The following is a 24,461-nucleotide window of genomic DNA, read 5'->3' on the forward strand; positions in this document are numbered from 1 at the left end:
AGATGCTACAACCAACACAAAAAAGATAGAATTACGCATTGGATTCACTTTATAATCGGTATATTGAACACAAACATTAATATACCACGTAGTTTCGCAATCAAATATGCCGGACTACACAACAATGGACAAAACACTATGCATGACTCAAAAGATCTCAAAAATGCCGGCTTGAAAGCAACTCTGCCACGCTTGAAAATCCTGGAATTGTTTGAGCGTAGTCAACAGCGTCACTTGTCCGCTGAAGATATTTATAAGGTCATGATTGGTAACGGCGAAGATGTGGGTTTGGCAACCGTCTACCGGGTATTAACCCAATTTGAACAAGCCGGCTTGCTGGTGCGCCATCATTTTGAAAGCGGCAAAGCGGTATTCGAATTAAACGAAGGTAGCCACCATGATCATATTGTCTGTATCAAATGCGGCCGCGTTGAAGAGTTTTATGACGAAGAAATCGAAAAAAGGCAGAAGGATGCTGCACAAAAATATGGTTTCACCATGCAGGATCACTCACTGACTATTTACGGTGTCTGCAAAGACCAGCCTTGTAACGAATAATTAGTTAAGGGGTTGGCATCTCCTCAATATGCTAACCCGGTTTTCAACCTAGCAGAATTTCTTCCCAGACTTTGTCTGACCTCTCAGCCAGCCATCATTCAGTTGGTTTTCCACCTATCCTCGGTGAGCATCCGGATATTCTGATATTGGGTTCGTTACCGGGCATCGCTTCCATCACACAACAGCAATACTACGCGCATAGACAAAATGCATTCTGGCGCGTGCTGGAAGCGCTGTTTCAAATTCCTGCCAACGTAGATTATGCGACACGTTGCGAACAGGCAAAAGCAGCAAAACTGGCAATCTGGGATGTGTGCCACTCAGCTTATCGCCCCGGCAGTCTGGACAGCGCCATCACACAAAATACTGTGGTTGCAAATGATATAAATGGCTTACTGAAAGAACATCCATCCTTAAAACTGGTGGCCTTCAATGGTAATGCAGCCGCTAGTTTATTCAAGAAACATATACAGCTGTCACGACCGGTCGCGACTGTCATTCTGCCATCCACGAGCCCGGCAAACGCCGGAATTCCTTATGCTACAAAGCTGGAAAAATGGTCACAAATACTGGCGTTTCGGGATTAAACAGTTGAGTTATTCCTGAAAGCGCGGCTAGAAATGCTGATTGAATTGTTATCCGGATCTTTGGTATTGGCAAACTGGTAGCCGTAAGCTTGATGGATAGTGCCAAACGCCAGGCCTTGCGCTTGTGCAGCGAGCACAAATGCTGCGATATCCTCTACATCAAAAGATAGTTTTACGCCGGCCTGTCCAAGCTTGACCGATTTGGCAGCCTGGTGCACCAGAATATTGATACCGCCCTGACTGGCCTTTAACTCGACCAGACCTTCTGTGATTGCACCTGTCGTTTCAAACCCGAAATAGTGGCTGTAAAAAGCAACCGTTTTATGGATATTACGCGCGTAAATAATGATGGTAGTTAATACAGCCGGCATAGTCATGATTTTTCAAAGGAAAACAACTAGCTTAAGTTTAAAAACCACAAGCAGCGCCTGGCATTAATGCGTCGCCAGCTTCAACATTTCCCGTGCATGATTACGGGTAGCTTCAGTAAGCTGCAAACCACCTATCATGCGGGCTATTTCCTCTACACGCTCATCGGCAGCCAAACCTCGAATGTGGCTCAGCGTAGCACCATTATGTTCTGACTTGCTCACTTGCAAATGTTGCTGCGCTTGCGCGGCAACTTGCGCCAGATGGGTAATCACCAGCACTTGCCGTTGCTGGCCTAATTGATTGAGTAGGCGCCCAACCACTTCAGCCACCCCGCCACCGATACCGACATCCACCTCGTCAAAAATCATGCACGGTACGCTACCTAACGAGGCAGTCGTTACTTGCAAAGCCAGACTAATACGCGACAATTCACCGCCCGAAGCTACTTTATTCAAAGGTCTTGGCTCGACACCGGCATGCCCGGCGACCAGGAACTCGACTTGCTCCATGCCATAAGCGGCTGCCTCGCATGGCATCAGCGAGATGGCGAATTTTCCGCCTTTGAGTGACAGCGTTTGCATTTCTTCTGTGATGGTTTGTGCCAGTTTTTTGGCAGCTTGCTGGCGTTGCGTTGAAAGTTGTCCTGCGGCTTGCTGATATCCTTGCCAGGCGCTTTGCACCTGCTTGGCTAACGCACCATCGTCGGCAAACCCTTCGAGTTCTTGCATACGAATCAATTGCTGAGCCAGTAATTCAGGCAACTCTTCCGGTTTCACGCGATACTTGCGGGCTGCGCCGTGAATATCCTGGATGCGCGCTTCGATTTCCGCTAACTTTTCCGGATCAAGTTCACTTTTTTGCAAATGGCGGTTAAGCTCACGACTGGCTTCCTCCAGCTGAATCACGGAAGAATCCAGGATTTCCGCGATTGGCTGCAACCCGGCATCCATCGCTTGCAGCTCGCTAAGTTTGGCTTGCACTTGTGCGAGCAGCTCAAGTGCATTCACTTCGCCATCTTCACTCATCCATTGTAAACAGCTTTCCATGCCACTGAGCAAACTGGCACCATTACTCAGGCGCACATGCTCCTGTTGCAGCGTTTGCCATTCTTCAACTGCGAATGCTAATTGTTTGAGTTCACGAGTGCTATCGCGCAGTTCGGCCAACTCATCGGCAAACTGGCTGGCGTTTTCTTCATAGGTCAATTGTTGCTGATGCAATTGTGACCAGGCTTTAAATAATTGACTCACCTCTTTTGCCAGCGGAGTCGCCTGCGCATACGCATCCAGAATCTCGCGCTGGGTAGCCACTTTCAATAAAGAGTGGTGGGCATTCTGGCTGTAGATATCAATCAAGGTTTCGCCAATATCCCGCAATTGCCCTACTGTGGCAGACACGCCATTAATAAAAGCACGGCTGCGGCCGTCAGCATAAATGACGCGTCGCAACACTAACGTATCGTCGAGCTCGATTTCCTGCGCCTGAAGCCAGTCTTGGGCTGCCTGATTGTGAGAGATATCAAAGGTAGTGGAGATCTCGGCTTTATCATGGCCTTTGCGGGTGACATCACCTTCATTGCGGGCGCCCAAACTGAGCGAAAGCGCATCAATCAGGATGGATTTACCGGCACCGGTTTCCCCGGTCAATGCGGTGTAGCCTGCCGAAAACTCAAGTTCCAGCGACTCAACAATCACAAAATCACGAATAGAAAGGGCTTGTAACATATATTTTTGAAGACTGGTTTTAGCCCCAATTTAGTTTGTTACGCAACATGTCGAAGTAACAGTAAGTTTTAGGGTGTACTAATTGGATTTCTTGCTCGGCACGCGCGATACGGATGTGGTCGCCTTCAAGTAATGCATGCTGACCTTGACCATCGAAACTGATCTGTGCATCACCGGTATTCACCATAATCACCTCAATTACACTATCCGCAGGGACAGTAATCGGCCGGTTACTGAGCGTGTGCGGACTAATCGGCACAATTGAAATCGCATGCAGGTCGGGGTGCATGATAGGCCCACCTGCGGATAGCCCATAAGCAGTGGTACCCGTAGGTGTCGCCAGAATCAGGCCATCAGCCCGTTGGCGCGAGACAAACTTTCCATCTACATGCACTTCCAGCTCGATCAGGCGAAATGCACTTTTAATCACGACATCATTTAACGCAACGGTCTGTTGCAATCGGGTATTTGCACGCGACACCTCAGATTGCAGCAGCATGCGCGACTCAAGCTGGTACTCCCCCTGCAGAATTTTATCAATTTCGCCCAGCATATTGTCAGTTTGCAAATCAGTAAGGAAACCCAGGCGACCACGGTTGATACCAATCAAAGGTACATTGGTTTTGCGTAGTGAGCGCGCCACACTCAACATCGTGCCGTCACCGCCCATTACCACTACCAAATCCGCTTTGTTGCCGATATTTTCCAGGCTCGCCAGCTGAAAACCTTCATATTTTACATAACGGGCGGTTTGTTCTTCTACACAGACATGCAGTTCCTGAGACAAGAGATGCTGAACCAAACGCGTCAAGTCATCACACATGTGTTGCAGTGCTGACTCATCCATGTATTTGCCGACAATGGCAACCGAGCGAAAGTAAGGAAGCATGCGCGCATTAAAGCACAGAAGCCCTGAACTGAAAAGCACAGGGGGCTGTTATCCTGAGCATAAATCGGGCAAAATCCCCCTATGTTATTAAGGCTGTAAAAATTGGATAAACGCGCGCAAATTTTACTTAAAACCCTGGTCGAGCATTATATTAGTGCCGGTCAACCGATAGGTTCACGCACTTTGTTGCAACATTCCGGCTTGGATGTCAGCCCTGCTACTATCCGCAATGTCATGAGTGATCTGGAACAACTGGGTTTTATTGCCAGTCCGCATACTTCTTCAGGCAGAGTCCCGACCAAAAAGGGTTACCGGCTGTTTGTTGACTCATTAATGACTGTACAACCGCTGGATAACCAGTCTGTCGCGCAACTCAAAACCGGGCTTTCCTCCCCCAATCAGCAGGAACTGATCAGTAGTGCGGCAGATATGCTGTCGCAACTGACGCAATTTGCCGGGCTGGTCATGACGCCCAAGCGCGTACGCAATGTGCTCAAGCATATGGAATTCCTGCATCTGAGTGAAAAGAAAATCCTGGTGATATTAGTTACTGAGGATGGTCAGGTACAAAACCGTATTCTGATGGCCGAGAAGACATTTAGTGCCAGCGAACTGATAGCTGCCAGCAATTATGTTAACAGTCATTGCCAGGGATTAACACTGGATGAATTGCAGCATAAGTTAAAGCAAGAACTACAACAGATGCAGGCCGATATTAACCGGCTCATGTCTGCCGCGCTAGATGCTGCTGGTCAACCTGAACAATCCGCCAAAGAAACTGTAGTCATTTCAGGCGAGCGCAACTTATTGCAGGTAGATGAGCTTTCTACTAATGTCACCAGCCTGCGTAAACTTTTTGAAATTTTTGAGCGCCGCACGGCACTCATGCAATTGCTGGACCACAGTCAACGTGCCGACGGTATCCAGATTTTTATCGGAGGCGAAAGCGGTTATCTGCCTCTGGATGAATGTAGCCTGATCACTGCTCCCTATGAGGCGGATGGACAGGTCGTCGGGACACTTGGTGTGATCGGCCCTACACGAATGGCTTACGAACGCATTATTCCGATTGTCGATATCACTGCTAAACTTCTTTCAAACGCGCTATCCAATCAATAGTTTTTTATAACTTTACAAATTTTTCTCAAATGTCTGAATCGTCCGACAGGACAATCAGTTCCATACCTCTTAGCATCCGCTAAATTAGTTTTCATAATTCATCCATCTTCAATTTGTGTCCAATGAGGTGGTTAAATGAAAAAGCCATTAGTTTGTTCCTTATTTTTAGTAATTGCACTGGGTACTTCAGGCTGTGGTTCTATGAGTTCACGTGGCAAAAGTACCGCTATTGGTGCAGGCATAGGCGCAGTGGGCGGCGCTGTGCTTACCGGCGGTAGTGCAATTGGCACTGTGGGTGGCGCTGCAGTGGGTGGTGTAGTTGGTAATCAAATTAATAAAAAGTAAACAACTGACTCAGTCTTGGATTTGAGTCCTCCAAACATTCAAACCATCCATGAATTTGCAGGCTATGGCTTTTTTCTTTTTGCAAGGGCATTGGAGAGCCTAGATATTTTGTATTGATCCGTTTTTTTAATCGTTGTTAGGAGTTTAAGTATGAAAAAGTCTTTATTATTACTCGCGTTCGGGCTAAGCACTGTCTTGAATACTGCATATGCCGCAACTTATGATGCGACCTTGTCAGGTGATGGCTATCAATTCAGCAGTTCATTTTCTGGTGATACCAGTTTCAATGACTACATAAGATTTAACACGGAAGGCTTGCAGAATATCGTAGCCAGTATCTCAGGCTCCAGTAGCACGGCATTCACCTTTGAAACATTTAATCTACTTGATGCCAATAAGAATCTTGTTGCGACCGGTTCTGTTTTAAATGGCACTCCGAAAGTATCTTTTGGCTACCTTGAAAGCGCACAGTACGGGAATTTTTTCCTGCATGTCGTAGGCACTAGTGTTGGTGCAACCACCGGTTACAATGGCACTATCACCACATTCACTGCTGCTGCAGTACCAGAACCAGAAACATACGCTCTATTTCTAGCGGGTCTGGGCTTGGTGGGCTTAATGGGTCGTAAAAAAAGTCTTGGTGCCTAAACTAGCTCACTGTTTATGAGTTCAGATAAATCCCCGCTTCTGCGGGGATTTTTTATTATCTTTGAATAATCAACTGTATTAATTGAAGCTATTACCTTTGACAGCCTGAATCGCATAGAATAAGCATATGAACTATTATCAGCCAGAACCTGCTTACACCCACGGCAGTAAACCAAAAGTGGGTATACTGCTAGCCAATCTGGGTACGCCCGAAGCTCCTACAGCCAAAGCCCTCCGTCCTTATTTACAGCAATTTCTGATGGACAGGCGCGTGGTAGAAATCCCACGCTTTATCTGGTGCTGGATTTTACACTGCATCATTCTGGTGATTCGCCCAAAAAAATCGGCAGAAAAATATGCGAGTGTCTGGACAGACCAAGGCTCACCGCTGATGATATATGCGCAACAACAGAAAAAACTGCTGCAAGGCTACCTGACCCAAAAAATCAATTCGCCTTTTGCTGTCGAACTGGGGATGACCTATGGCAACCCCAGCATGAAAAGCGCCATTGAGTCCCTTAAGGCACAAGGCTGTGACCGTATCCTGGTTTTTCCGCTATACCCGCAATATGCCGCCAGTAGTACGGCTGCCGCACTGGATGCAGTGTGGCGAGTACTGCTCAAAATGCGCAATGTGCCGGCTATCCGCACTATCAAGCACTACCACGATCACCCGCTGTACATTCAAGCGCTTGCCAGCCATATCCAAGCCTACTGGCAACAACACGGCCAGCCAGAAAAACTGGTCATGAGCTTTCACGGTGTGCCAAAATTCCATCTGCTTAAAGGCGACCCCTACCATTGCGAATGCCACAAAACAGCACGCTTGCTGGCAGAGGCTTTGGGCTTAAGCAAAGAACAATATCAAATCGCCTTTCAATCCCGCTTTGGCCGCCAGGAATGGCTGCAACCCTATCTCGCCAATACGCTGGATGCCCTAGGTAAACAACAACTCAAACGTATAGATGTCGTCTGTCCCGGCTTCAGCAGCGATTGCCTGGAAACCCTGGAAGAAATCGCCATGGAAGGTAAACATTTGTTCCAGTCTGTTGGCGGCGGGGATTATCACTACATACCGGCACTGAACAGCGAAGCGGTGTGGATTGAGGCCATGCGTGATATTGCCCTGGAGCACTTGCAGGGCTGGGTTAGTGACGAGTTTGACTCAGTAAATGCAGAAGCAGAGGCGCAAGATAGTAAAGCGCGGGCTTTAGCACTGGGCGCTGAAAAATAAACTTCATACTACGCGCAGGCTCTCCATCCCTTTGATTTGTCATAGAACGGTGTGATGCGTTAACACGCCATTCTATGCCAGCCGTCGCCGATTACGCGTTATAATCGCGTTTTAACGTTTTAATCGCTCCATATGATCATTATCACCGGTGGCGCAGGCATGATAGGTTCTATCATGGCCTGGCATTTAAATAACAAGCTTGGCCGACAAGACCTGGTGATTGTTGACCGCATCACGCATGAAAACCAGTGGCAAAATCTGGTACACAGGCACTATGCAGAATACCTGGACAAAGACCAGTTGTTCGATTTCCTCGAAGATAACGATGACATCACTGCAGTGATTCATATGGGTGCCATCAGCGCGACCACCGAGCGTGACTTTAACAAGCTGGTGGCTGATAACATGCATTATTCGCAGGACTTGTGGTCGTGGTGTGCGGAATATGAAGTACCGTTCTTTTATGCCAGTTCTGCGGCAACGTATGGTGGTGGTGAGCAAGGTTACGATGATGCCAGCATTGAGAACCTGCGCCCTTTGAATGGCTATGGTTACTCCAAACATTTTTTTGACCAGTGGGTGTTACAGCAGGTGGCGCAAAAACAGATCACCCCGCCTGCCTGGGCAGGATTCAAGTTCTTTAACGTCTATGGTCCAAATGAATATCATAAGGAACGCATGGCTAGTGTTGCTTACCATACCTTTAATCAGTTCAGCGAAACCGGCACCATGCGCCTGTTCAAAGGCACTAAAGAAGGCATTGAAGATGGTATGCAGCTACGCGATTTTGTCTATGTTAAAGATGTCGCTGATGTGATGGGGTTTTTCCTTGAAGCAGCCCTGAAGCAAAAACCGGCCACCAGCGCCATTTACAATATAGGCACCGGCCAGGCACGCAGCTTCAAAGATCTGGCAACCAATGTCATGACCAGCATGGCGCGTGAACCCCACATTACCTACATTGATATGCCACAGGATTTACAGGGTAAATACCAGTATTTCACACAGGCAGAGATGCAAAAGTTGCGTCATGCAGGCTACAAAAAACCTTTCACCAGCCTGGAAGAAGGTGTGAAAGATTATGTGCAACAATATTTAATGCAAGACGACCCCTATTGCTAACCATGCGCCTTTTATTCCCTAGTTGTAATTTCACTCAATTGCCCGCATTTGATGCGTATACATACACCTACTTAAGGGCGGTATCATGAGCTATATTGAATATCTGGAAGGCGAACATGCGGCACATATGACCATGTTTCAAGCGTTGAAAGCCAGCTTTCCGCTGATCAGTGAAGTGGGATTGGCGATGCGTCAATGTATTCAGCAGGGTGGGAAAATCCTGCTGTGTGGTAATGGCGGTAGTGCAGCCGATAGCCAGCATATTGCTGCTGAAATCGTCGGCCGCTTTAAAAAAGAGCGCAAAGGTTTGCCCTCGATTGCATTGACTACTGACACCTCAATCCTCACCTCGGTAGGCAACGATTACGGCTACGATTACATTTTTGCGCGGCAGGTAGAGGCCTTATGTCGTCCGGAAGATATGCTGATCGGCCTGACCACCAGCGGCAACAGCGCTAACGTCGTGCGAGCGATTGAAGCAGCCAATGAGATCGGCGCGACCACTATTGGTTTAACCGGCGGTAGTGGCGGCAAATTGAATACGCTCTGCAAATACAATATTGTGGTGCCCTCGAATGTGACTGCGCGCATCCAGGAAGCCCATATTTTCATCGGCCACAGTCTGTGCGAGATTCTGGAATCCTGATGGCTGGCACACACACGACTGCCAGCCTGGCAACACTGGTTCAACACTTTGGTGAAAACAATCAACAGGTACTGGTGATTGGGGATGTGATGCTGGATCGCTATTTAATCGGCGAAGTAAACCGCATTTCGCCAGAAGCGCCGGTGCCGGTGCTACTCATTAAATCCGAACAACATTGTGCAGGTGGTGCCGCAAACGTAGCGGCAAACTTGGCTTTGCTGGGTATACACACGCGCATGATCGGCCTGATAGGCGAAGATAATGAAGCCTCGCTCTTAGTAAATGCCATGCACAACCATAGTATAGATACGCAAGCGATGATTAAAACTGCAGCGCGGCCGACCATTGCAAAAACCCGTATTATGGGTGGGCATCAACAAATGATGCGACTGGATCAGGAAATCACAGATGAATTATCCGCCAGTGAAGTAAGTCATGTCACCAAAGCCATCCAGGCTGCACTTGAGCAGCAGCCAGCACTGGTCATTCTGTCGGACTATGCCAAAGGTTTGCTGACCGAAGATATTTGCCAGCATGTGATTCATTATTGCCGTGCGCACAAAATTCCCGTATTGGTTGACCCTAAGGGACGCAATTACCATAAATATCGTGGCGCAACTGCCCTTACACCTAACAAGAAAGAAACGGCCGAGGCTTGTGATACCCAGGTCAATGATTCTGCTCTGATTGAAAAGGCGAGTACCTTAAAAGCCGGCTTATCCCTTGATTTTCTGGCCGTCACGCGTGGTGAAGAAGGCATTAGCCTCATCACCGAGCGCATAGAACATCTCAGCGCGACCGCCAAACAAGTATTTGATGTTTCCGGCGCCGGAGATACAGTGATTGCCACACTGGCCGCTGGCCTGATACATGGCTTGTCGGCACTGGAAAGCTTATCACTGGCCAACATTGCCGCCGGCGTGGTAGTTGGTCAAGTGGGCACGGTACCCATTACCAAGGCTGACCTGGTTTATGCAATTGCAAGTGCTCAAGGTAGTGCCCAGGCGCATAAAGTCAGCGAGTTACCCGAACTGCTACAAAAAGTTTCTGCCTGGAAACAGCAAGGCCAAAAAATCGTTTTCACCAATGGCTGCTTTGATTTATTGCATGCGGGCCATGTGACTTACCTTGAAGGTGCAAAAAAACGCGGTGACAAGCTGGTGCTTGGCCTGAATACCGACCGCTCGGTGTCTGCTCTTAAAGGCCCCACCCGCCCTGTAGTGAATGAAAATGACCGTGCCCGGGTTCTGGCGGCACTGGAATCTGTCGATGCCGTGATCTTGTTTGACGAAGATACGCCGCTCAACTTGATTAATGCCATCCGCCCGGATGTAATCGCCAAAGGCAGTGATTACACGGCTGACCAGGTGGTTGGTGGGCAGGAAGTATTAGCCTGGGGCGGTGAAATCGCGCTGATTGACTTGGTGGAAGGCCGCAGTACCAGCAACCTGATTAAAAAAATGCACGCATGAACAAGATTCTGGTGATGGGCCCATCATGGGTGGGTGACATGGTGCTGGCGCAAAGCATGTTCAAGCAACTCAAAATTGACCAGCCGGATTGCCAGATTGATGTCGCCGCCCCTGCATGGACCTTACCATTGCTGGAAAGAATGCCGGAAGTGTCGCAGGCAATTGCGTTGCCTTTTAAACACGGCGATTTAGCCATAGGCGAGCGTTATCGATTTGGTAAACAACTATCCACACATGGCTACAACCAGGCCATTTTGCTCACTAACAGCCTGAAATCGGCAATCTTGCCATGGGCTGCCAACATCCCTATCCGCACCGGTTTTAAAGGCGAAATGCGTTATGGCCTGATTAACGATATGCGGCCATTAGACAAATCCATCCTAAAAAAAACTGTGGAGCGTTTTGTTGCACTTGGTCGCCCAAAGCACACTGATTTGCCCGTTGAATTACGGTTGCCCGCATTGAATGCCAATCGTGACAGCATTCCTGCATTAATGCAGCAGCATGCTATTACATCTACGGGCAAACCTGTGCTTGGCTTATGTCCAGGAGCAGAATACGGCGAAGCCAAGCGCTGGCCTATTGAATATTATGCCGAGGTGGCTAATGCGGCCTTAAACCACGGCTGGCAAGTCTGGCTGTTTGGGTCGGATAAAGACAAGACGGTTACGACAGAAATTCAGAGTCACACACAACAACGCTGCGTAGACCTGGCCGGTAAAACCAAGCTGGGTGAAGCGATTGATTTAATGTCTGCCTGCCATACCATCATCAGTAATGACTCTGGCCTCATGCACGTTGCAGCGGCGCTTGATAAACAACTGGTCGCCATCTATGGCTCATCCGACCCTAGCCATACACCACCTATGCATCCACAAGCAATCATTGAGTATCTGGGATTGTCCTGCAGCCCGTGCTTTGAACGTGTTTGCCCACTGGGACACCTTAATTGCTTGAAGCAAATACCGCCGGCACGGGTGATAAAGCATCTTTCATTAAGCGCGCAAGCGATTAAGGCATGACTTATCCTCTCCTGACAGCGCAACACCTGAGCGATGCACGCGTGATCGAGCGTGACCCGCGAGGGATTAAAGTGGTGCAGTTGCCGAACGGCGATTACCTGAAAGTGTTTCGCCTGCGCCACCGCTTTAGCTGGGCCCGTTTTCAGGGTTATGCGCAACGCTTTTCAAAGAACGCATTTAAGCTCGTTAAATTAGGCATTCCTACAGTTAAAGTGATCGATTGCTATGAAGTAAAAAATGCCAGCCTGCTTGATTATCCACTGTCAGTTAATGAGCATAAAAAGGCTGAAGATTCAGAGGCTTCAAGCCATACTTTTGCTGTTCATTACGCACCCTTGGCCGGCGAAACACTAAAAACCTTGCTGGATCAGCAGCAATTACAAACACACCATGTTGTACAGCTAGGCGCTTTTATTGCCGAGCTACATAAAAAAGGTATTCACTTCCGGTCATTACATTTGGGGAATATTGTGCTCACGACCGAAGGCAAGATGGGCTTGATTGATATTGCAGATATGAAGATTTACCCGTGGTCACTGTGGTTCAGGACAAGGCTACGCAGCTTTCGACATTTGACACGTTATGCCAGGATGAATGCGCCTTTTGGCTTATCTAATTGGGCAATATTGCTAGATAGCTACTTTGAACATGCAAAATTAAGTGCATCTGAAATAAATACGCTCAGAGAGAAAATGCAGCAATATTTGCTGCATCCTCCACACTAGCTGACACGTTTAAAAACTAGCAATTGTTTTCGGTTTTTATGTCCGTAAAACGTTTTTTCTAATTTAAAGCCAGTCAGTTGCTGCTGTAACGCTTTTAACTTGGCATTTTCTTCAGGCGTGTCGCCAAGTTTAATCACCAGATAAGCATATTGCTGGATACGCCCGTCAGCAATGCGTTTTGACAGATCATCCCATTCATAATCGCTTCTGCCATCATAAGGCACATCTGCATAAAACCTTTGCTTGGCAGAAGCATAGAGTGCCTGCTGACCGTCCGGCAATCTGGACTTCACATATTTGACCGCATCAATTTCATAATAAAAATCCGTACCTTTAGGTTTAACGTTATTGACAAACCCCGCCAATACGATGAGCGCAGCTATGATTAACAACAACCTTTTTACAGGAGTAACTTTCGTTTTTGGATGATGTAATAATTTCTGCACTGCAAAACTTGAAAATACAATCAAAACAAAGCCAAACAATGCCACATAGCGGGCGGACAGCAGGTTGACTTTGAAAGTGATTAAACAGCCGATGACCCACGACACAAATAACCAGAACAACAGCACTTGATATGCCACAGGCTGGATGTTTTTTTTGATGGTATGTTTTTCAGCCGCAACGAATAAGGTCGGACCCCAACCAGCAACTCCCAGACACTTCAATGTCGGAATCGCAATATACACAAGCAGGAATGCAAACCAGGCATACTCCTGGAATGGCTCGCCAATCACCTCATCACGCATCACATCCACGCGATGTGTAATCTGCTGGGTGACATTCAGCTTGATATCCTGAAACCCGGTAAATAGCTCTTTGACCCGCCCAAGATCTTCCAGACTGATGGGCATAAACATTAGAACAACCGGCGCAAGAATACAGCCAATGATAAGCAGGGAATAAGGTGCAGCAATTTTTTTCAGCCTGCCAGAGGCCTGATGAGCAATAAAAAAGCCCGCAAGCGGTAACACCAGCCACTGTACAGCGCCTTCTATCCTGAAAAGCGTGGCCAATAATGTAAAAATTTGCCAGTAAATGACTTGCTTCCAGCGCCCTTGCTGATAGAACAAAATGAGTTGGTTAACTGCGTGTACCATCATGGCCCAGTAACCTAGGTCACGGCTGGCCATAGGCAATATGTTGCCCACAATGTAACCGGAGCCCAATAACAACACTACTGCATAAAATTGTGTCCAGTCATTACCCCCGGCAATGCTGACCATTCGCATCAGCCCCCATACAAGTAGCATAAAGAAAAACACGATCAGCACATTTGCCGAGGCTTGTAACCCCAGCCCACTGATCGTGTGAAAGCATGCAATCAACGCAGGGTAAAAACCCCAGCTATAACCTTCAAAGGGATGTGGGTCGCCCATAGAAAAATGGCGGGCCATCTCTATGTATAGAATAGAGTCATTGGTAACCCAGCCATGCTGAATCACGATGATGCGAATACAGGTAACAAATGCCAGGGCGAAGGCCAGATAGAGTGGTAAGTGTTTGCGGTGGTTAATCATGTTTAATCGCTTGCAACTCCCATAAAATATGAGTTTGCGGTTTGAGTTTTAATTTTCTGAAGATCGTTTTAAATTTGGTAGAAAAATCATCATTGGCATGGTAATGCAATCTAGGATAGACCCAAGCCACACGCCTGGCCTTGAACATACCGGTAAAGCCGTAGTTTTTGCCATAGCAGCGACCCTCACAGAAATAGCTATGGGTACCGTCAGTAATGAAGTTCACATGTGTCGGATCGATAAAAGCCTCTTTGCTGGGATACCCAGGGGTTAAGGCATAAAACATTCCATCATGCTTTAGCACGCGCCAGATCTCATTCATTAACTCAATAAAGGGGAAGCGTGTGCCATATACGCCACCACTGAGAATCCGAGGAATATGCTCTATAAAATCAAATGCAGAAACAGCATCAAAAGTACTATCCGGATAAGGAATGGGATCAATAGACAGATTTGCTGTTTTAATTTCCACACCCTGTTCCGGGATTGAATGTGCAACCAGATCAATGCCGCACACTACTTCATAAGAAAAAGGATTTCTTGGCTTAGCACCGCAGCCCAAATCGAGATGATGTCTAGCTGCTCGCACTTGTTTAACCCTTCCTGAGTTGATCTACCAATCCGCGCAAACCATCCAGCTCCTTTGCAGGAGAATATTTGTTCTGCAAGGTAGTAATATTTTGTTTTATCTCGATAAAATCAAAATATCCGTTATCAATTTCCTTAATTTTACTTAATATCGTTTCTGAAAAAGCGCGGATATCGCCACAATTCACCTCATGAAACTGCCCATCCACCCAATACTCTTTTCCTGCTTGCCCTGTATACCCAATCACCAGGTTCCCCGCTAAAGCAGCTTCAATCGGTGGCAAGCCCAAACCTTCAAGTTCGCTAAAGGACAGGAAGATTTTTGACTTGGACAACGTTTCAGCCACTCCCTGCTGGTTCATGTTCTGGATAGGAAAAATCTTCCAGGAAGAAGGCAATTTCCTGGCAATAAAATTCAGCACCAGTGTCGAATGTTTCTCCAGCTTGCGAGGCATGTAAGTAATGATGTTCTCTTTATGCTCGGCTGGCTTGAACAAATCTTCTTCAACAGACAAATGCAGACGGTAAATTTTCTGCTCAAATTCGGGAAACAGGAAAACCAGACATGCATAAATATCATCTGATACGCAGGTAATCAATTCCGCATGTTGATAAGCGGCATACACGGAGTCAACGTCTGCTTTGCGAAAAACATCATAGCCACCCTGGACTTGAATGATATATCGGATGCCTTTGTCACGCGCGATTTTGGCTTCTCGTGCCGCCCACATTTCGTGAATCACGAATACTTCATGCTTTTTATTAAAGACGAAGTTTTTCTTAAAATTCAAATTGGAGAATGGTGTTTCACAACGGAAATTTACATCTTTTGGATGAAAAATTTGTGCTTTGACTCCTGCTATTTGCATATTATTAATAAGAGAAACATGCCGATAAATCACCTTGACGCCACCTGAGGCTTTTTTGGCGTTCGGGCACAGATAAGTCAAAGTCAACGCATGCTCAGAATGCTCATCCCTGGCTTGATACCTGAATTTCCGACATTTGAAGATGAGATTATTGATAGCCTTTGGCCAGGAAAACCGCGTCATTTTGTAAACTTTTGAGTAAACAGCAAAAATTGATTCAATAGTGCATCACCCCACAGTGTATCAGGCTCAATCACATTGCCCTCCGCCCACTCATTCCATGATTTGATCACAACCACCTGGGTAGGTAAATGCTGTTTTCTTTTACTCAATTGCAGGTAAATCTGCTCTAAATGCATGGCAAAAGATTGCGGATTAAATCCTTTTAATATGGTACCGCGACGCAAGTGCCGTGGCGTGGTATCCCAACCTGTAAATACAATCGGGATTTGATGAGGATCTTCAGTTAACGGATCGTTATCAATCACCAGTCCATGATAGTTATATACAAAAGGCCCTAGCTGTTTGTAATGAAACGTTCTGGCCAGCTTTTCACGTATATAAGACCACCAGCTATCGCGCTTACGCCATTTAAAAATGCTGCCGGATTTATTGTAACCATCAAAATACTTTTTCCAGGGCTGATGCGGCTCGGTGTTGTCTGCCAGCCAGTAAATGCCGGCAAAACCATGTTCAGCAGCGCACTTATTAAAGGTTTGGATAAACACTTCGAGGTCCGGGATTTCTTTTGGACTGAAAATTGAAAAAACCGGCTTGCCTTCAACTTTGATGTAATTGGCAGAATGAAAGTGCGGCAATAACTGCTCGAAATAAGCTGTGTAATCCCCAGCCCCTAGATATTGCTGCAATTGCAGCGTGATATTTTCGCGTTTGTTATACCAGGTATGGTTGGCCCAGCAGAAGGCATACTTAAAATCCAGCTGGTGATCCAGCACCATTTGCATAGGCTTTTCGAGTAATTTTTTCCCTTCTCCAAACCAGTAGTCAAACACCAGGAAACCATCAATACCATGCGTTTGCGCAATAGATTGTTGCCATTCAAACACGGCAGGATTGAGCAGATTGTAATCACCGAAGGGGGTTTTAGGTTTTTGTATGTGCTGCCAGTCAAAATAAGTCTTCGCAGTATTCAGCTGCTGCCACTCGGTGAAGCCTGGCCCCCACCAGCGATTGTTTTCTTCAATCTCGTGGAATTGCGGCAGGTAGTATGCAAGGCTAAGCAAACGGTTTGTCATGTGTGTATTACTTGTCCAAACTATCGTTTGCGAGAATGGCTTCACCATCGATGCCTCGCAATTTGGCATTGATACGTTTTGCACCCTCACGCATATTTTTTTCACTGGTGCCCAGTTGAGGATTAAATATCAGCGTGGCATGGTTAAGATGATCTACGTATTGGCCCAATTGCACTGAGTCAAGAAACCGCATCTCATAGCCAGCGGCAATCATTTTCTGATGCATTACCATGCCTGCGGTCTGGCTCCCATCCGAAAAAAATGTATTGAGTGCACGGATGATATCGGTGCGGTACATTGCGCAGTGACTACGTAAATAGTATTTGCTCTCATCCAATCGATTGGGGTTATAGCCGCGATAACCGAACCATTGGTGTAACACTTTTTTCCATGATTGTTCGAAACGGATTCCCCAACGCTGCAAGGTGGTCTTGGATTCCAGTTTCCAGGAACCTACACCAGCCAGCTTGGGATTATTGTTGAAGGGCTGCAAAAGCATCTGCAACCAATCCGATCGTTTAACAAAGGTATCGGTGTGGATAGAAAGTACGTATGGCGTCTTGACCTCAGAGAGCGCGAGATCCAGCGCACGCGAATGTGAAAGTGGCACAGTGTCATCAGCTGCCGGCTTGCGTTCAATCAATCTGACCCAAGGCAAGGAGCGCAAATACTCTACTGATCCATCCTGCGAGTTGTTATCAATCGCAATCACTTCAACCTGATTGAAATCAGTATATTTACGCAACAAACGCATACAGATTTTGGTGATTTCCGGCGTTTTATAATTAGGCACCAGAATGGTGACTTGTTTATTGTCTGTCGTCATGACCGGCATTATAGGCTAGTGTAATCGTTGACTCAAAAGGATAGCTAATCACTTAAAAGTCGGTGTAAGGCTGCAACTCCAGGTGATGGCTGACGGTCACCTGATGTTGTTTGCAATAACTTTCCCAGTCCGGCATATCTGTCCAGTCGGAGACAAACACAAAGTCTAAGCCGGCGCCAGTAGAAGCCTGGTGGTCGAAGCGGCTATCACCAATAAACAATGCAGGAAACTGAATTGTGCCATCCGCAATCATGGTTGCCAGATGCTCGTTCTTTTTTGTCGGGCCACCGTAAATCCCTAATTCAAACAGATGGTCGAGACCACGGCGCGGGAATATTTTACGCAGCTCCTCTTGGTCACCGCCTGACATCAGCATCCATTTGGCTTGTGAAGTTTTTTGCTTCAATTTCTCCAGTTCCGGCGCAACCTCACATTGCATCAGCGTTTCATCCAGAATCTCGGTGAAGGTATCCATCAATGTCTGGAAAAATTCTTCAGTGAATGGCTGTTTAAGGATATCGCTGATGTAGTAACGGATTTTGTCATTACGCGGAATGCTGCCGAGCTTGATATGGTAATCCACAAATGCCTGTGCCTGCGCATCGGTACCACCGGTACGTTTGGCCGTATTGTAATAAGCATCCACCTTGGTCTGGTTACTATTGAGCACGACTCCATCACAATCCAGCACGATGGTTTTGTATTTTTCTAGATTCAAGGGATTTGTCATAAGCGGCTGGCAATAAAAAAGGCCTGTAAGACTACAAGCCTTTAATGATAGCTGATTTTCCTTATTGAATTATTTGGCTGCGACGATTGCTGAAGCTTCTTTCGCCAGTTTGGTAATATGTGCCCAGTCTTTACGCTCAACAGCGTCGTTAGGGGTTAACCAGGTACCACCACATACCACTACGTTTGGCAGTGCCAGGAATTGAGGTGCACTTTCAACACTCACGCCACCGGTAGGACAGAATTTCACATCAGCAAATGGGCCGGCAAAACCTTTCAGCAGGTTGATACCTCCAACAGCTACAGCCGGGAACAACTTCAGGAAGTAGTAATCATCGGCATTCGCCATCATGATTTCAGAACCGGTAGACACGCCTGGCAATAATGGCAGGCCGATTTTACGGGCAAATTGGCCCAGCTCGCTGGTGTAACCAGGGCTCACAGCGAATTGGCATCCTACATCTTTAGAAGCTTGCGCATCTTTCAGGTTACGCACGGTGCCTGAACCAAGAATCGCATCAGGTACATGCTTGGCAATTTGCTCCATGGCCTGCAAAGCAACTGGTGAGCGCAGAGTCACCTCCAGCACCTTCACGCCACCCGCCAGTAGCGCTTCTGCCATAGGCACAGCATCTTCCACCTTGTTGATGACAATTACCGGGATGACCGGGCCATGGTTCGCTAAATCTAATGTGCTCATGTTATGAATATTTACCTAATTAATAATTGAATTCTAAAGAAATAAACTTTTAGTATCTCTGTAATTAAAAGTTCTAAGCAAGACTAGGCGCAGGAGTGAAGACAGTACGATTAGTACGGCAAGCGACTGCAACAACGTATTGCGACGAAGTTTTAATTACAACCAAGTGATTGCGCCTTCTTCGGCTGAAAGTACATTCTTGCGCATCCCGCCAAACAACTCACGACCTAGTCCGTGGGCATTGTGGTGACGTTTGGCATCGCTCAGCTCTTCAGTCTCACGCTCAGCCCAGGTATCTTCATCAACCAGCACATTCAACTGGCCAACCGTGCCGTTCAACCGGATAATGTCGCCATTACGGATCTTGGCAATCGGGCCGCCAGCACTGGCTTCTGGACTCAAGTGAATCGCTGCCGGGATTTTGCCTGATGCACCACTCATGCGACCATCAGTCACAATCGCCACGCGGAAACCTTTGTTCTGTAATACGGCCAATGGCGGTGTCAGTTTATGCAATTCAGGCATACCATTCGCTTTAGGGCCCTGGAAACGCACCACGGCAATAAAGTCTTTTTCCAGTTCACCACGGTCAAAGGCTGCCAGCAACTCTTCTTGCGCATCAAACACAATGGCCGGTGCTTCGATAATATGACGGTCTTCCGGCACGGCAGAAATCTTGATCACACTGCGGCCCAGGTTACCCTTCAGCAAACGCAGGCCACCAGATTCATTAAATGGATGCGCAGCAGTACGGACGATGGTTTCATCACCACTTTCAGCCGGGTAGTCTTTCCATACCAGCTTGTCAGCTTCTTTTTCAGGCTTCTTACCGTAATCACGCATGCCACCGCCACTGACGGTGTATACATCAGGATACATATAACCGCCTTCGATCAATTCGCGAATCACGAAACCTGGACCACCGGCTTGCTGGAATTCATTCACATCGGCTTTACCATTCGGGTACACGCTTGCCAGCAGCGGCGTTCCTCTCGCCAAGTAGTGGAAATCAGTCCAGTCAATCACGATACCGGCAGCACGAGCCACAGCAACCCAGTGAATCAGGTGATTGGTTGATCCGCCGGTGGCGAGCAAAGCCACCATCGCATTCACAATGACGTGCTCATCAACCAGGCGGCCAATCGGCACGAATCTGTTTTTCTGGGTATTTTGTATCACCATGCGTACCGCTTCGCGGGTAAAGTCTTCACGCATGCCATCGTGCGGATGGATAAATGCAGCACCCGGCACATGTAAGCCCATGGCTTCCAGCAACATCTGGTTGCTGTTAGCGGTACCGTAGAAAGTACAGGTACCCGCGCCATGGTAAGCAGCAGACTCACTTGCCAGCAACTCTTCACGGCCAACCAGGCCTTGCGCATATTGCTCACGCACTTTGGATTTGGAGGTGTTATCAATACCGGTGCTCATCGGGCCGGCCGGCACGAATACACATGGCAAGTGGCCGAAATGCAAAGCACCAATCAGTAAGCCCGGCACAATCTTGTCACAGACGCCTAGCAACAACGCAGCATCAAATACATCATGTGACAGCGCCACAGCTGTGCTCATGGCAATGGTATCGCGGCTGAACAGGCTCAGCTCCATGCCAGGCTCACCTTGTGTAATGCCATCACACATGGCTGGCACGCCGCCAGCAACCTGTACGGTCGCCCCATGCTTGCGGGCTTCATCACGGATGATGTCCGGATAATTCACATAGGGCTGGTGTGCAGACAACATTTCGTTGTATGCAGTGACAATGCCGATATGAGTTGGCTTTTCAGCATAAATCTTGAATTTATCATTCTGTGGCATGGCCGCGAATGCGTGTGCCACGTTGGCACAGCCCAGGCGATCCGGCCCTTTGTCACGGTTGAGATAATCATCAATACGCTGCAAATAAGCCTTGCGGGTCGGTCGACTGCGCTCGATGATGCGTTCTGTTACTTCAATGTGAGATTGTTTCATTGACTATCGCTCAACTGTGTTTTAACTACTGAACTATCCTGATGAACTGCTTTGACTTACTTTTAATCACAGTTTTGGGATTTATTGTATATGAGTCCAAACTGGACTCTATTCCTGATTATCGCTAAACAACTGGAATCAGTCAAACCAAAAGCGCGTCCAAATGGATTTTTTTGAATGATTCCAATCACTTAAATCGGAATAATATAACTTATGAATCTAACTTTTCGTCACCAGCACATCTTCCAGCATCAGATACTCCAGATCACAGCCATAAAACATATTCAATGCATCGGTCGGGCTACAGATCATCGGTTCGCCACGACGGTTCAATGAAGTATTCAGTACCACCCCATTGCCGCGCAGGCTTTCCAGATGTTCAATCAGCGCATAGTAGCGCGGGTTGGTTGCCTTGGTAACGACTTGCGCGCGTGCGGTGCCATCTTCATGTACAACTTCCGGTATTCGAGACTTCCAGGCCGGGTTTACATCAAAAGTAAACGTCATGTAAGGCGCCGGATGATTGGTTTGTAAAATATCTTCCGCTACGCGATCCAGCATGCTCGGGCAGAACGGCCGCCAGCGCTCGCGGTATTTGATTTGCGCATTGATACGGTCGGCCACGCCAGGAAAGCTCGGGTCGCCGAGAATACTGCGGCAGCCTAATGAACGCGGACCAAATTCCATACGCCCCTGGAACCAGGCCAGCGGATTGCCGGCTGCCAATAACTCGGCTGCTTTTTGCGGGCCATTTTCAACACGTGTAAATTTCGGTTTTTCCGGATGCGCTTCACAGGCGGCGATACATTCTTCATTACTGAAGGCAGGCCCCAGATAAGCATGTTCCATTTTATGAATGGTCTCGCCAGCTTGGTGCGCAGCATAAGTCGCAGCGCCAAGGCTGGTGCCGTTGTCGCCGGCTGCCGGTTGCACGAATAACTCTTTCACATGCGGCAAGGAAATAATGCGCTGGTTAAGTTTCACATTCAGCGCCACACCACCTGCCATCACGATCTTGCCGGTTTCGCGGATAATGTCGCCCAGATAATACTCAATCATTTGCAGCGCCAGGTCTTCCAGCAATTGCTGAACGCTGGCGGCGTAATGGATATAAGGATCATCGATCTCATCGCCGGAACGCTTGGGGCCTAACCATTCGATCAGTTTTGGCGTGAAATAAAAGCCTTTGCCGTTTTCTTTGTAGCGGCGCAAACCCACGACATTGACGTACTCGGTGTTAATCACCAGCTCGCCATTCTCGAACTTGGCCAGGCGGCTTAAATCATATTTCTTGGCATCGCCATAAGGCGCCATGCCCATGACCTTGAATTCGCCATCCAGCATTTCAAAGCCCAGGTATTCAGTGATGGCACCATATAAGCCACCTAGCGAATCCGGATCATAGAATTCTTTAATTTTATGAATTTTGCCATTTTCACCGTAACCGAAGAAGGTGGTGGCATATTCGCCCTTACCATCAATGCCGACAATGGCAGTTTTTTCTTTAAAACCGCTTAAATGATAAGCACTGGAAGCATGTGCCAAATGGTGTTCCACTGGCACAAATTCGGCATTTTTCAATCCCAAATCTTGCATTAATTGAAGCGATTTATCGCGGTTGCGTCTGAAGCGGCGATTACCATTAAAAATCGCGTCCAACGCACGGTCTGGCGCATACCAATAACGCCTGGCGTAATGCCAGCGAGCAGGCGAAGCCAGGGAAATTTCAGCATAGGGAAAAGCGACGATATCAACCTGGTCAGCCGTCACACCTGCCTGTGTCAGGCAGAACTTGGCGGCCTCATACGGCCAATGATTTTTGGCGTGCTTATCGCGTATAAAGCGCTCTTCTTCGGCGGCGGCAATAATTTTGCCATCCACCAGAATAGCCGCAGAAGCATCGTGACCCAATGCGCCAGATAACCCTAATACAATCATTCAGTGACTCGTCAATTGATTTAAATGGAAATGCCTGCCAGCTTCAGAGGCGTATGATCCACATACACCGCGTGAAAACTTTGCAACAGCGCATTATACAGCGAAGTATCGTCTTTCCAATTTTGCAGCAATCGGCGGATGTCTTTGACATGCGCACGCAACGCACGTTTAGCACAACGGTGCTGCTGCATGCTGTCTAAATCCAAGATAACAATCTGGCCTTGAGCATTCACATGTAAATTTGTGGCTTTCATATCGCCATGCGAAATTTGCAGCAGGTAAAACTGGTAGCAGGTTAATACAAGCTGCCTGAGCGCTTCCGTACGCAGTGCATCATCGCTGATGGTTTTGAAAAAAGTGAATGCATCAGGCAATGCACTAATAGCAGAGACAAAATATGCCTCGCCACGCAATCCAAGAAAACGCTTTTCCAGCATCGCCAATGGTTTAGGCGTCAGGATTCCATAATATTGCAAACGATGTGCGTTAGACCACGAAATAGCTGCCCTACTCGGTCGCCAACTCCGCCCAATTGCATGGAATATATTCTTGATGTTATACCGTTTGATCACTGCACCCAGCTGTGCGAGATGGGTACGCACCACGGTACTGGTATTACCATCTTTCAGCATATCCCCCGCTTGCATGGCCGATTCAAGTACATCGGGAGTCAATTCAGGCAAGGCCACATGTGCATTGTGCGCCAATACAAATGTGGTGGCCTGCTGCCAGACGACATCGGTACAATTACGGAAAATTTTGCGCTCCACATACTCACGCACTTCTTGCGCTTTATGGCGCTTAGCCCAAGCGATTATCTGTTGTGAGCTAAACGAATCCGACCATTGGCGCTGTTGTTGATAAGCGGCAAGCAAAGCCAATGCCCATGCTTGCTGATCCAGGATAGCAAGCTTGGCTACTAACTCGGCAAGTTGCTGGTAACAAGCTTTGCGGGATAAATCCTTTTTGCGTATGCCATCGCCATCAATTGACCACACGGCATCATCAGCGAGCACAAAATTTTTCAAGTGCAAGTCAGTCTGCACGAGACCGGCAGCATGTTGCTGCGCCAGCACGCGTACTATTTTTTCAATTAGTGTGAATTTTTGTGCAGTGTCGCTTTGCGCATAAAGCTGATGCGCATTTTCGGCATGTGGAATCGCAGCATAAATCAATACGCTTGCCTGTGCATTTTGAGTAAGACCTTGCCATAATAACGCAGGCGTTTTTAAGCCTGCCTCAGCAAGCAACACCGCGCCTTGCGCATCCCGGTTGGCATATTTACCTGCTTGGGCGCCAATAAAAACCTTGGCGAAAACCGACAGGCCTTGCCACATGCCACTGAATACCCAACGGCGACCGGGTAACATTCGATGCACCTGCAATGTGGTCAATACACTGCCATCTGACAATGTCACTGCATTATTCTCAACCACCGGACATACTGAAGGCAGCGGATAAATGTTCTCGGTCAGCGTATTTGTGGTTTCCAGATCAGACATGCAGATTCAAGTTTCAGGATTTTTGCTATTTTACTGCAATCCGACGCGCAGCATAAAAACTTGACTGCCATGCGCTGGCTGCGTACAAGAGTTTGTTAA

General features: G+C 47.6%; 24 protein-coding genes. 11 read left to right on the forward strand and 13 right to left on the reverse strand.

All coding sequences use genetic code 11. The annotated features are described in order from the left end of the window. Positions 1-138: 138 nt before the first annotated feature. Positions 139-558 carry a ferric iron uptake transcriptional regulator gene (fur, locus tag ASG34_RS08715; RefSeq protein WP_055829593.1) on the forward strand — a complete coding sequence of 140 codons (420 nt, stop codon included), beginning with the start codon at positions 139-141 and terminating at the stop codon, positions 556-558. A 71-nt stretch (positions 559-629) separates the two neighbouring features. Next, positions 630-1,145 (forward strand): DNA-deoxyinosine glycosylase, encoded by a 516-nt coding sequence (locus tag ASG34_RS08720; protein WP_055829596.1) that lies wholly within the window; start codon positions 630-632, stop codon positions 1,143-1,145. Here the strand turns inward: ASG34_RS08720 and ASG34_RS08725 are convergent. The 3 genes from ASG34_RS08725 to ASG34_RS08735 are packed head-to-tail and all read right to left on the reverse strand — an operon-like array spanning position 1,142 to position 4,130. After that, positions 1,142-1,522, reverse strand: coding sequence for a VOC family protein (locus tag ASG34_RS08725; protein ID WP_200934487.1), 381 nt, complete (start codon positions 1,520-1,522; stop codon positions 1,142-1,144). The genes ASG34_RS08720 and ASG34_RS08725 overlap by 4 nt on opposite strands. A 57-nt stretch (positions 1,523-1,579) precedes the next feature. Next, positions 1,580-3,241, reverse strand: a complete 1,662-nt coding sequence (gene recN, locus ASG34_RS08730; RefSeq protein ID WP_055829599.1) for a DNA repair protein RecN — start codon at positions 3,239-3,241, stop codon at positions 1,580-1,582. A gap of 19 nt (positions 3,242-3,260) precedes the next feature. After that, positions 3,261-4,130, reverse strand: a complete 870-nt coding sequence (locus ASG34_RS08735) for an NAD(+) kinase (protein WP_082504855.1) — start codon at positions 4,128-4,130, stop codon at positions 3,261-3,263. A 102-nt stretch (positions 4,131-4,232) separates the two neighbouring features. Here ASG34_RS08735 and hrcA point away from each other — a divergent pair, with 102 nt between their 5' ends. From hrcA to ASG34_RS08780, 9 genes are all read left to right on the forward strand, one after another. Continuing rightward, positions 4,233-5,249: a heat-inducible transcriptional repressor HrcA gene (gene hrcA / locus ASG34_RS08740; RefSeq protein ID WP_055829601.1), complete on the forward strand. Its 1,017-nt coding sequence runs from the start codon at positions 4,233-4,235 to the stop codon at positions 5,247-5,249. Positions 5,250-5,384: 135 nt separating this feature from the next. Next, positions 5,385-5,594 carry a glycine zipper 2TM domain-containing protein gene (locus ASG34_RS08745; protein ID WP_055829604.1) on the forward strand — a complete coding sequence of 70 codons (210 nt, stop codon included), beginning with the start codon at positions 5,385-5,387 and terminating at the stop codon, positions 5,592-5,594. A gap of 150 nt (positions 5,595-5,744) precedes the next feature. Beyond that, positions 5,745-6,242 (forward strand): FxDxF family PEP-CTERM protein, encoded by a 498-nt coding sequence (locus tag ASG34_RS08750; protein WP_055829606.1) that lies wholly within the window; start codon positions 5,745-5,747, stop codon positions 6,240-6,242. 127 nt (positions 6,243-6,369) lie between these two features. Further along, positions 6,370-7,476 carry a ferrochelatase gene (hemH, locus tag ASG34_RS08755; RefSeq protein WP_055829608.1) on the forward strand — a complete coding sequence of 369 codons (1,107 nt, stop codon included), beginning with the start codon at positions 6,370-6,372 and terminating at the stop codon, positions 7,474-7,476. Positions 7,477-7,608: 132 nt separating this feature from the next. Next, positions 7,609-8,598 carry an ADP-glyceromanno-heptose 6-epimerase gene (gene rfaD / locus ASG34_RS08760; protein ID WP_055829610.1) on the forward strand — a complete coding sequence of 330 codons (990 nt, stop codon included), beginning with the start codon at positions 7,609-7,611 and terminating at the stop codon, positions 8,596-8,598. An 85-nt stretch (positions 8,599-8,683) separates the two neighbouring features. Continuing rightward, a complete protein-coding gene (locus ASG34_RS08765) occupies positions 8,684-9,244 on the forward strand; it encodes a D-sedoheptulose-7-phosphate isomerase (RefSeq protein ID WP_055829612.1) in 561 nt (186 codons plus the stop codon). Continuing rightward, positions 9,244-10,716 carry a D-glycero-beta-D-manno-heptose-7-phosphate kinase gene (gene rfaE1, locus ASG34_RS08770; protein ID WP_055829615.1) on the forward strand — a complete coding sequence of 491 codons (1,473 nt, stop codon included), beginning with the start codon at positions 9,244-9,246 and terminating at the stop codon, positions 10,714-10,716. Before ASG34_RS08765 ends, rfaE1 begins: the two co-directional genes overlap by 1 nt. Continuing rightward, a complete protein-coding gene (waaF, locus tag ASG34_RS08775) occupies positions 10,713-11,738 on the forward strand; it encodes a lipopolysaccharide heptosyltransferase II (protein WP_055829617.1) in 1,026 nt (341 codons plus the stop codon). Before rfaE1 ends, waaF begins: the two co-directional genes overlap by 4 nt. Continuing rightward, positions 11,735-12,463: a hypothetical protein gene (locus ASG34_RS08780; protein ID WP_055829619.1), complete on the forward strand. Its 729-nt coding sequence runs from the start codon at positions 11,735-11,737 to the stop codon at positions 12,461-12,463. The genes waaF and ASG34_RS08780 overlap by 4 nt, the downstream gene beginning before the upstream one ends. On the opposite strand, the gene ASG34_RS08785 is transcribed toward ASG34_RS08780, so the two are convergent. From ASG34_RS08785 to ASG34_RS08830, 10 genes are all read right to left on the reverse strand, one after another. After that, positions 12,460-13,983, reverse strand: coding sequence for a hypothetical protein (locus tag ASG34_RS08785; RefSeq protein ID WP_055829621.1), 1,524 nt, complete (start codon positions 13,981-13,983; stop codon positions 12,460-12,462). The genes ASG34_RS08780 and ASG34_RS08785 overlap by 4 nt on opposite strands. Continuing rightward, positions 13,976-14,572: a class I SAM-dependent methyltransferase gene (locus tag ASG34_RS08790; protein ID WP_157256776.1), complete on the reverse strand. Its 597-nt coding sequence runs from the start codon at positions 14,570-14,572 to the stop codon at positions 13,976-13,978. Before ASG34_RS08790 ends, ASG34_RS08785 begins: the two co-directional genes overlap by 8 nt. 4 nt (positions 14,573-14,576) lie before the next feature. After that, a complete protein-coding gene (locus ASG34_RS08795; RefSeq protein ID WP_055829624.1) occupies positions 14,577-15,623 on the reverse strand; it encodes a glycosyltransferase in 1,047 nt (348 codons plus the stop codon). Next, a complete protein-coding gene (locus ASG34_RS08800) occupies positions 15,620-16,696 on the reverse strand; it encodes a glycosyltransferase WbsX family protein (protein WP_055829625.1) in 1,077 nt (358 codons plus the stop codon). The genes ASG34_RS08795 and ASG34_RS08800 overlap by 4 nt, the downstream gene beginning before the upstream one ends. 7 nt (positions 16,697-16,703) lie before the next feature. Then, positions 16,704-17,522: a glycosyltransferase family 2 protein gene (locus ASG34_RS08805; protein ID WP_055830011.1), complete on the reverse strand. Its 819-nt coding sequence runs from the start codon at positions 17,520-17,522 to the stop codon at positions 16,704-16,706. A gap of 52 nt (positions 17,523-17,574) precedes the next feature. Continuing rightward, positions 17,575-18,252: an HAD family hydrolase gene (locus ASG34_RS08810; RefSeq protein WP_055829627.1), complete on the reverse strand. Its 678-nt coding sequence runs from the start codon at positions 18,250-18,252 to the stop codon at positions 17,575-17,577. A gap of 69 nt (positions 18,253-18,321) precedes the next feature. After that, complete coding sequence (gene eda, locus ASG34_RS08815) at positions 18,322-18,951, reverse strand: bifunctional 4-hydroxy-2-oxoglutarate aldolase/2-dehydro-3-deoxy-phosphogluconate aldolase (RefSeq protein ID WP_055829629.1); 630 nt, start codon at positions 18,949-18,951, stop codon at positions 18,322-18,324. A gap of 156 nt (positions 18,952-19,107) precedes the next feature. Beyond that, on the reverse strand, positions 19,108-20,922 hold the full coding sequence (edd, locus tag ASG34_RS08820; RefSeq protein WP_055829631.1) for a phosphogluconate dehydratase: 1,815 nt from the start codon (positions 20,920-20,922) through the stop codon (positions 19,108-19,110). A 219-nt stretch (positions 20,923-21,141) separates the two neighbouring features. After that, entirely contained in the window at positions 21,142-22,860 is a 1,719-nt protein-coding gene (locus ASG34_RS08825; RefSeq protein ID WP_055829634.1) for a carbamoyltransferase family protein, read from the reverse strand. A 20-nt stretch (positions 22,861-22,880) separates the two neighbouring features. Beyond that, entirely contained in the window at positions 22,881-24,362 is a 1,482-nt protein-coding gene (locus ASG34_RS08830) for a lipopolysaccharide kinase InaA family protein (RefSeq protein ID WP_055829635.1), read from the reverse strand. Positions 24,363-24,461 lie beyond the last annotated feature (99 nt).

It is taken from the genome of Methylophilus sp. Leaf416 (assembly GCF_001424665.1).
Taxonomy (GTDB): domain Bacteria; phylum Pseudomonadota; class Gammaproteobacteria; order Burkholderiales; family Methylophilaceae; genus Methylophilus.